The sequence below is a fragment of the Atribacteraceae bacterium genome (assembly GCA_035477455.1).
Lineage (GTDB): Bacteria > Atribacterota > Atribacteria > Atribacterales > Atribacteraceae > DATIKP01.
In genome coordinates this window covers 1-10,291 of sequence record DATIKP010000034.1, presented here as the reverse complement: position 1 = coordinate 10,291, position 10,291 = coordinate 1, and the positions used below count along the sequence as shown (strand labels likewise).

The following is a 10,291-nucleotide window of genomic DNA, read 5'->3' as shown; positions in this document are numbered from 1 at the left end:
GACCAGTTGGATGCTCCCAGCCCGGGGTTCTTGCCTGCGCGCGGCGCGCAAGCAGGCCCGGACGGTCAGCCGCTGTTTGGCCGGGGGACGGGTCGACTGGGGAAGGATCGGGAAGAGGCGGTTCCCGACAAAGAGCAGGGTAAGGTCCCGAGCTGGGGGGGGAGGGGGCGGTGATAAGCCGGCGAGATTTTCTCTTCCCCCGGCCCCCGATAAGCTTCTCGAAGGTCAAGGGGGGTCCCAAACCCCGATAAGGCGCCCGGTAGAGGTCCAAAATCTTCTTCTCCTGGAAGGCCGGGGGTTTGGCCCGGGGGCGAGGAAGGAGGCCGGTAGCGTCGCGTGATCCCGGATGTGCCGCTAACTGTGATGCCCCAGATCGGCAAGCCATGCCGAAGGGTCATGGTTTTTTCCGGGGGACCCTGGTCAGATATGACCAGAGGGGTCCTTTCCTGCGCACTTAACGGTAACAGTCCTCCTGCCAATGCCTGCCTGTGCGTATTCGCACGCAGACAGGCGGGGGCCCCTCCTTCTTCTTGGGTTACCCCCTCCTTTATACACTGGTTATCAGAAAGAGGACATTTTAAGCGAGTTCTTGAGAGGAGATTATCAGCGAGTTTCAAGACAAAATAACCAAAAAAAACCGCTTCAGAAAACTCCGTATCGATAACGATGACCCTGACCGGTAGGGATAAGTTCACCTTTGCCCCTATCGGTCAGGGTACGAATGGTTAACGGTTATTCTTCGTTGTAATCATCTGAATCGTGCTCCGGTAACAATCGCACGTCTTCGTCGTACTCTTCCTGAGCATTCATCAATTCCCGTAGATCGACTTCTTCCTCTTCCACCAGCGGCACATCACCGAACTGGAGGGGTGTGGCTGAAACAGACGTCAACATGGCCATGTTCCGGTAGGTGTTGAACCCGGTACCCGCCGGGACGATCTTCCCAATGATCACGTTCTCCTTGAGGCCGACCAGATTGTCTACCTTGCCTTTGATGGCCGCATCGGCCAAAACATGGGTGGTTTGCTGAAAGGAGGCGGCAGAAAGAAAGCTTTCCGTAGCCAAGGAAGCTTTGGTGATCCCCAAGACCACCGGCCGCCCGGTAGCACCCTGCTTCAAGCCAGGGAGATACACCAGTTCCCGGATCAAGTTGTGGGTTTCTGGTTGATCGCCACTGCGCAGGTATAGAATGTTGACCGTGTCTTCGGCGATCCTGACCACGCTGTCCCGGTCGAAGGTTTCCCCGGCTCTTATCAGAACCTGTGCTGCGTCTCCAAGGATGGTCTGAGCGGCGACTTTGCCGACCACCTTGTTTTCCAAAAGTTCACTGAGACGTCCTTCCAAAGAGAATAAACGCCCGCCGACCAGAGGGACTTCCCTGATCCCTTCTGAGACCAGACGGCGGGTCAGGCTCCGGCTAATTACATGTCCGGATTGAACGATCACCTCTCCGGAACGGGGACTGACCACGTCCTTGGATACTTCCTGACCCAGGATCTCTTCCCGCAGGATTTTGACCATGGTATCCTTAATGGAAAACATTTCCACGTTCTTCCAGGTAGAGAGCCGGGCAATGTTCCGGTTCTGGAAGAGGTCCAGATGTTCCGGGTCGATCCGGCTGTCGACCGACAAGAGGGTTTCCCCGGTCTCCGGATCGGTGACATCTTCGGCCAGGATGGTCCCCCGCAGGCGTTCCCAAACCACCTTCTCCCCCACCTTGATGGTGCTGGGCTCCAACTCAGAGATCAGCTCAAGGGTGTTTTCCAGGAATAATTCCCCGGTCTTGACCAGGGGTTTGCCTCTCCGGTCGAGAATGTCTTCGATGCAAATCCGGTCGTACAACTCCGACTTCAAGGTCTTATAACCCCGGACAACGTGGAGCAACCGGCCGTTCCGCAAGACGGTAAAAGGCTTGCAGTCGACGGACAGAATCAGGTTCAGGGTCGCCTCGTTGAGGATTTCCCCTTTCTGAAGAAGCGCTTCCCCGGAGAGATCCGCTACTCCATAGATCACTTCACCCTTCAGAAGGAGCTCCTGGGCTTTTTCCTGAAGATCCTGATTTTCTCGGTTAATCCGAGCATTCTCCTCTTCGAAAGTCTCGATGAAGACCAGTTCTCCGGAGAGGAGTTCGGTATCACCGGAGTTTTCCAGCATGACCTTATTCAGGCGGGCGATCTGGCGACAAACCACCTCCACGTGTTTGTCGTTGATGTTTACACCCTGAGAAAGATAAACCGATTGGATTTCCTCCACCAAGTGCTTTTGCACATCGCGGATGCCCTTGATCCTGAGAATGTCCCGGGGATTGATCGGACCCAGTGTGAGCCGTTCACCGGAGCGAATAAAATCTCCCTCGGTGACCTTGATCCGAATGTCGTGAGGGACTAAGTAGGTACGGACCGATTGATCCCGTTCATCCTCGGAAGGTTGGATATAAATTTTCCGGCGGTTCCCGAAGACTTCGATCTTCTGTATCACACCATCCGTGTCGGAAAGGACGGCCGCCTTTTTGGGTTTGCGCACTTCGAATAATTGCTCCACTCGGGGTAGGCCCTGGGTGATGTCCTCTCCGGCTATCCGGATACCGCCGGTATGGAAGGTCCGCATAGTCAACTGGGTACCCGGCTCCCCAATGGATTGGGCGGCTACGATCCCCACCGCTTCTCCGATATCAACCAGTTTGCCGCTGGACAGATTCCGCCCATAGCACAGGGCACAAACCCCATGCTTGGCCCAGCAGGTCAGGACCGAGCGCACCGGAATCTCGTTGATACCCAAGTCTTTACATCGCTTAACCGCCACTTCATCGATTTCCTGGTTTTTGGTCAGGATCGTCTCGCCGCTGACGGGATCAGTGATATCATTCAGGACGATCCGCCCCAGAATCCTTTCTTCGAAGGGTTCGATCACATTGTCGTTCTCGTCGAGGAGATGGCCCATGTCAATACCGTCTGTCGTCCCGCAGTCGATCTCCCGGATGATCAGATCCTGGGCTACATCGACCAGCCGCCGGGTGAGGTATCCGGACTTGGCTGTACGCAGCGCCGTATCGGCCAAGCCTTTACGGGCACCATGGGTGGAAATGAAGTATTCCAAAACACCCAAGCCCTCCCGGAAATTGGCCCGGATCGGATACTCGATGATCCGCCCGGAGGGATCGGCCATCAACCCCCGCATTCCGGCTAATTGACTGATCTGGCGGATACTTCCCCGGGCGCCGGATTTAGCCATCATGTCTACGGGGTTAAAATCTTCCAAGCCTTCCAGGATCGCTTCGGCCATTTTATTGGAAGCATCGGTCCAGATATCGATCACCGATTGTTCCCGTTCTTCCCAGGTTATCAACCCATCATTGTAATGTTGGTTGGTTTCGTCGACCCGTTGCGTGGCTTCTTCAATGATTGCCGATTTACGGACGGGTATTTCGAGATCGGTCACACCGATGGTGGTTCCGGATTTAGTGGCATAGTGAAAACCAGCCTCTTTCAAGCGGTCCAGCAGTTCAACGGTCGCCTTGTTTCCGTACTGGCGAAAACAGGAATCAACGATGTCCGATAGCCGTTTTTTCGAGGTTGGTTCGTTGACGTAGGGAATCCCCTCCGGGAGAAGGTTGTTGAAGATAATGCGGCCCACCGTCGTAGTTTCCACCTCCGGATACTTCCGGCTAATCTCCCGGACCCGGATCGGTTGGTGGAGATCGATCAATCCGAATGAGTAACTCAATAGGGCTTGGTCGCGGTCAAGGTAACCTTTCGTCACCCCGGAAGGCCCGGTGGTGTGAAGGGTCAAGTAATAACAGCCCAGTACCATGTCCTGCGTGGGCACGGCAATGGGTCGTCCGTTGGCCGGGGAAAGAACGTTGTGCGCCGAGAGCATCAAAATCTGGGATTCGGCCTGGGCTTCCGCCGAGAGAGGAACGTGCACGGCCATCTGGTCACCATCGAAATCGGCATTAAAAGCCGTACATACCAGGGGATGGAGTTGGATGGCGTTCCCTTCCACCAGAATGGGCTGGAATGATTGAATACTCATCCGATGCAGTGTGGGTGCCCGGTTGAGGAGGACCGGGTGTTCAAAAATCACTTCCTCGAGCACTTCCCAGACTTCCTCCCGGGATTTTTCCACCATGCGCTTGGCGCTCTTGATATTGTGAGCGTATCTGCGCTCCACCAATTTTTTCATGATGAAGGGCTTAAACAGCTCCAAAGCCATTTTCTTGGGAAGTCCGCACTGGTCGAAGTTGAGTCGTGGACCGGCTACGATCACCGACCGTCCGGAGTAGTCCACCCGCTTCCCCAAAAGGTTCTGCCGGAAACGGCCCTTCTTACCCCGCAGCATATCACTTAAGGATTTGAGGGGTCGGTTTCCCGAACCCAGCACCGGGCGGCCCCGCCGGCCATTGTCGAACAAAGCGTCCACCGCTTCCTGGAGCATCCTTTTCTCGTTTTTCACGATGATTTCAGGAGCGCCGAGTTGTAAAAGTCGTTTCAAACGGTTATTCCGATTGATTACCCGCCGGTAAAGGTCGTTGAGATCAGAAGTGGCGAACCGGCCCCCATCCAACTGAACCATAGGGCGCAAATCCGGCGGCAGGACTGGAATCACTTCAAGAATCATCCAATCGGGGCGGTTTCCTGATTTGCAGAAAGATTCGATCACCTGGAGGCGCTTGATCAGCTTTTTAGCCTTCTGACCGGTCGCTTCTTTCAATTCTTTGCGCAGGCTCCGAGCCAGTTGCTGGACATCAATGGTCTTGAGGATTTCCCGGATGGCTTCCGCGCCCACTCCGGCCCGGAAGTGAGAATCATACCGGGTGAGAAGTCTGGCTTCCGTTTCCAGGATCATCTGAGCTTTCTTGAGCCCGGTGTTACCCGGGTCGATCACCACAAAACAAGGTTCCTCAGCGGTTTCGGACAGGACGCTTTCGTCAAAGAGGTTCCCATAGATCTCGCGAAGCTGGAGGAGTTCCGACTCGCCGATCTCCTCGTCCCGCTGGTAGGGAAAGACCCGCACATCCACTACGTCGTACTGGTCATTATCTGCCTCTTCGACGATGAAGGATTCCTTGTACTTGTTCCGATACTTGGTGTATTCCTTTAGGGTGAGACGATCGCCCACATTGAAGGGAAGTTCGTGGATTTCGCTGATCCGGTAGGCCGGTTCAGCTCGGAAGGCGGGATCGAACCGGGAATATATCTTGAGCTCGGTTTCCCGAATAGTGGTTCGCGCCTCAAAATCGGTGGAACCGGGTTCGGTCACTCTGTAGCAATCCTCCCGCTTCCGCCCGGAGGCGAAATAGAGGACCTTTTCCAGGTTTTTGGGAAGCATCCCCAACAACAAAGCTATTTTGCTCGGAATGCTCTTGAAATACCAAATATGAGAAACGGGGGCCGCCAGTTCGATGTGTCCTAAACGTTCCCGACGGACAGCAGAACGAGCGATCTCCACCCCGCAACGGTCACAGACCACACCCTTGTGGCGAATCCGCTTGTATTTACCGCAGTAGCACTCCCAATCTTTGGTCGGACCGAAAATTTTCTCGCAGAACAGGCCGTCTTTCTCTGGTTTGAGCGTCCGGTAGTTGATCGTTTCCGGTTTTTTGACCTCTCCCCGGGACCACTTACGAATCTGTTCGGGTGATGACAGACCGATTTGAATGGCACCTAGATCATTTACATCAACCAAGGGTTTTTCCCCCTTATTTATTTTCTCTCTCGTTTCTCTAAACTGATTCCAAGGCCCGGCATCTGCTCCTCGGCTTCTTCGATTTCTTCCATGGAAATCTGCCCGGATTTCGCGTCGTAGATCGCCACATCCAGGCACAGGCTCTGGAGTTCTTTGACCAGCACCTTAAAGGATTCCGGAACCGAGGGCTTGAGAACATTTTGACCTTTGACGATCGATTCGTACGCCTTCACCCGGCCCACAATATCGTCGGACTTGATCGTGAGCATTTCCTGAAGGGTATAGGCCGCTCCATAACCTTCCAGTCCCCAGACCTCCATTTCACCAAACCGTTGCCCACCGAACTGGGCTTTTCCGCCTAGCGGCTGCTGGGTCACCAGGGAATAGGGTCCGGTAGACCGGGCATGAATCTTGGTTTCCACCAAGTGGGCGAGCTTCATCATGTAAATGTAGCCGACGGTCACTTCATTGTCGAAAGGCTCCCCGATCCTCCCGTCGTAGAGCATCACTTTCCCCTGAGGGAGGAGGTTGAAATCCGGGGAAATCCGGCGGTCGAAAAGATCTCTGGGGTATTCACCGGAATTCCGGGGCTTGACTTGCTTCATGGCCTTGATGATTTCATTCTCTTTTGCACCATCAAAAGGCGGACTGGCAAGGAACCGTTTTTCTTTGTTGGCCACCCAGCCCAGATGGGTTTCGAGAATCTGACCGATATTCATCCGGGAAGGCACCCCCAATGGGTTTAAAACGATGTCTATCGGTGTCCCGTCAGGGAGGTAGGGCATATCCTCCTCGGCGACGATCCGGGCGACCACGCCCTTGTTCCCGTGACGTCCGGCCATCTTGTCACCGACGGTAATTTTTCTCTTCTGAGCGACAAAAACTTTGACCATTTGGTTCACCCCAGGAGTCATCTCATCACCGTTGTCCCGGGCAAAATATTTGACGTCAATGACCTTTCCATATTCACCATGCGGCACGCGCAGAGACGTGTCCCGAACTTCCCGGGCTTTTTCCCCAAAAATGGCCCGCAGTAACCGTTCTTCGGGAGTTAACTCCGTTTCGCCCTTGGGCGTAACCTTGCCGACCAGGATATCACCCGGTTTGACATCGGCCCCCATATTGATGATGCCTCCGTCATCGAGATTCCGCAGCATCTCCTCTCCGAGATTGGTAATGTCCCGAGTAATCTCCTCCGGTCCAAGTTTTGTGTCCCGGGCTTCTACTTCGTATTCGTCGATATGCACAGAGGTGAAGACATCTTCCTTGACCAGTCGGCGGCTGATCAGAATCGCGTCTTCGAAGTTTTCCCCTTCCCAAGGCATAAAGGCAACCAAAATATTACGACCGAGCGATAGCTCTCCCTGACAGGAACAGGGTCCGTCGGCAATAATGGCACCCTGTTTTACCCGGTCTCCCAACCTAACGATAGGTTTCTGGTTCATGCAGGTGCTCTGGTTCGAGCGCTGGAATTTCTCCAGCAGGTAGATGTCTCTTTCCCCCTGCTCATTCTCGATCTCGATCTCCCGGGCATCGACCCTCTTCACCCTCCCCGTCCGCCGGGCGATAACCGTAGTGCCCGAGTCTTGGGCCACCTTGTATTCCATTCCGGTTCCAATGAAGGGCGGCTGAGAAATCAGAAGAGGCACCGCCTGGCGTTGCATGTTCGTTCCCATTAACGCCCGGTTGGCGTCGTTGTGTTCGAGAAAGGGTATCAACGAAGCCGAGGCGCTGATGATCTGTTGGGGCGAGATGTCGATAAAATCGACTTTATCTCTCGACACTTCAACAATCTTTCCTCGGAAACGGACAACCACGTTTCCCTCCGAAAGCTCTTTTCCCACCAACACCGTGTCGGATGGGGCAATATGGTACCGATCTTCGTCGTCGGCAAAGAGGTAAACTGTCTCATCGACCGCCTTACCGTCTACGATCCTGCGATAGGGTGTTTCCACAAAACCGTATTCATTGACCCGGGCGTAGATGCACAGCGAAGTGATCAAGCCGATATTGGGACCCTCCGGCGTCTCAATGGGACACATTCGCCCGTAGTGGGTGTAATGAATATCCCGGACCTCGAAACCGGCCCGATCCCGGCTCAAGCCTCCCGGTCCCAGAGCGCTGAGCCGTCTTTTGTGAGTGATCTCGGCCAGGGGATTGATCTGGTCCATGAACTGAGAGAGAGGGCTTGACCCCAGAAACTCCTTGATCGCCGCAACCACCGGGCGAACGTTGATGAGGCTTTGCGGGGTAGTCGATTCAATATCCGGCTGGATGGTCATTTTTTCCCGGATGACTTTCTCCACCCTTAGAAGTCCGGTACGGAACTGATTTTGCATCAACTCACCCACCGGTCGGGCCCGGCGGTTCCCCAGGTGATCGATGTCGTCGTCGTATCCGATTTCATCGATCAGATTCAGGAGGTAACGGAGCCCTCCCACGACATCCTCCTTGGTCAGGGTTCGTCCTTTCAGGACCCGAACTCGCTCTTTCCCAATCACCCGAATATGACGGAGAACGTCCGGAGTAAGCAAATCCTGGCTGCGGGCCAAGACTTCCCGTGTCTCCGGATCAGCGATGTCTTCGTTCAGTGTCCACCCTTCCAGGTCTTCCGTCGTCTCCATGACCACATCGTTCCTTTCGATCATCACCTTCACCGGAAGATCATCGTCATTATAGACCTTGATATAACCGATCGGAAAACGGAAATTCATCGCTTCGATGGTGCGGGCCAGGGTCCGCCCGATCCGGTCTCCGGATCGGGCGACGACTTCATAACGGTCTTCGTCGGACAGGTCAATTGTCTGAGCATTCCGGACGCACTCTCCGGTGTGGTGATCGAGAATGATGTCATCAACCAGGATGAATTCCTCAATACGAACGATTCGCTCCTCCAGCTTCAGCTTGCTGTTGATTTTGTACCGTCCAACTTCGCCGAGATCATACCGGCGTGGGTCAAAAAAGAGGTAACGCATAAAGTCGCGGGTGTTTTCATCGGTGGGCGGTTCCGAAGGACGAAGTTTACGAAAGATCTCCATCACCGCTTCGCGATGATTTGACGAAGGATCCTTTTCCAGTGTCTGCCTCATGGCCCGGTGATAGTCAAAAAGTTCCAGTATTTCCTCGTCCGTCTCGTATCCCAATGCCCGAATTAATGAAGCAGCGTTTATTTTTCTCCTTTTATCCACCCGGACAAAGATGATCTCTCCTGGATCGATTCCGAACTCAAGCCATGCCCCCCGGTTGGGAATGATTTTGAAGCCGAGTTCGATTTTTCCGGTCGGGGTGATTTCCTTAGAAAAAAAGATGCCGGGCGAGCGGATAAGCTGGGTGACTACCACCCGCTCCGCTCCATTGACCATGAAGGTACCCCGTTCGGTCATCAAGGGCATTTCTCCCATATAGACATCCTGTTCCTTGATTTCGCTGGTCTCCCGGTTGATCAGCCGCACGCGGGCATAGAGGGGAGCGGCATAGGTTCGACCGCGGTCTTTGCACTCGCGAACGGACATTGTCGGCGCTTCCAGGCGGTATGAAAGAAAATCCAATACCAGTTTTCCGGTAAAATCCTGGATGGGAAAGATCTCGGCGAAAATCTCCTGGAGGCCCTGCCTTTTCCGTTCTTCGGGCAGAACTTCACTTTGCAGAAACCATTCAAACGATCGACGCTGGATTTCGATAAAATTCGGGAGTTGGACAAAGGAGGATGCCTTCGAGAAGCTGTGCCTGATAATCGGTTCTGAATTCACACACTACACCACCTTTATGAAGTCTCATCTCTGGGGTGCCGAAACGACCCCTGGCAATAAAGGACAATAAATACCAATACCGCCGGTGTCGAAGGTCAGAATCGTCAAAATTCGGGCTGTATCTGGTCTGACATTTCTCAACCGGACCAGCAGGGAAGCTGACTCGTTTCATTTCGGCGCTCGACTGAGAAGTCAATTCTGACGTATTCCGTGGGGTAGGGAAAAGGCCTCAGCGCGGGTTGGAACGCATCTGATAAGGTAGATCGTTTTTTACCGCCGTTGCCAAAGGATAAGTACAGTATACAAAACCGGGAAAAAGCCCCGCTCTTTTTCCCGAGAAGCCCCCCGCCGTTACGATTCGGATGCAGAATTTTTTTGTACAATTTATCATTTTATAAAACATTTATGGAGTTGTCAAGAGCTAACCGGCTCTTTTGTTTTCCAGAAGTGTATCCACCCTTTGCCTGCCCTTCTCAGTGAGCTTTTCCCTGCCTACGAGGAATATCTTCTTCGGTATCTGCCCCTTCCTCCTTCGGTGTACGTCTTGCTCTATTCTTCTGGCTTCGTCCATCCGCTTATTCGAGTCGGCGATTACAGGGAACGGGTCGACCACTACCCTGGCCGAGGGAAATACTGCCTCAGCTGCCTTCCTTAGCCCCTTCTTCATGTCGATACATACCTCTGCTTATCTCAGGGGAGCTTGCTCAGGAACTTCTTTAAGGTGGTTAGGCGGTCGTCTCTAAGAATCCCCAACACTTTTCTCTGTTTTACCTCGCTTACGGTGTGCACCAGCTCCTGGTGTCTGAAGCAGTGCTCATCGATGCCCAAACATATCTCATCCTCATCCTGTATGAAGC

At 53.8% G+C, this 10,291-nt stretch carries 3 protein-coding genes; all 3 read right to left on the bottom strand.

Annotated elements, in window-relative coordinates:
* Nucleotides 1-732 precede the first annotated feature (732 nt).
* The 3 genes from rpoC to VLH40_01790 all read right to left on the bottom strand — a co-directional run bounded on the left by rpoC (nucleotide 733) and on the right by VLH40_01790 (nucleotide 10,107).
* On the bottom strand, nucleotides 733-5,685 hold the full coding sequence (gene rpoC, locus VLH40_01800; protein HSV30743.1) for a DNA-directed RNA polymerase subunit beta': 4,953 nt from the start codon (nucleotides 5,683-5,685) through the stop codon (nucleotides 733-735).
* Between the two features lie 17 nt (nucleotides 5,686-5,702).
* Nucleotides 5,703-9,434 (bottom strand): DNA-directed RNA polymerase subunit beta, encoded by a 3,732-nt coding sequence (gene rpoB, locus VLH40_01795; protein HSV30742.1) that lies wholly within the window; start codon nucleotides 9,432-9,434, stop codon nucleotides 5,703-5,705.
* 421 nt (nucleotides 9,435-9,855) lie between these two features.
* Nucleotides 9,856-10,107, bottom strand: a complete 252-nt coding sequence (locus VLH40_01790) for a transposase (protein ID HSV30741.1) — start codon at nucleotides 10,105-10,107, stop codon at nucleotides 9,856-9,858.
* Nucleotides 10,108-10,291 lie beyond the last annotated feature (184 nt).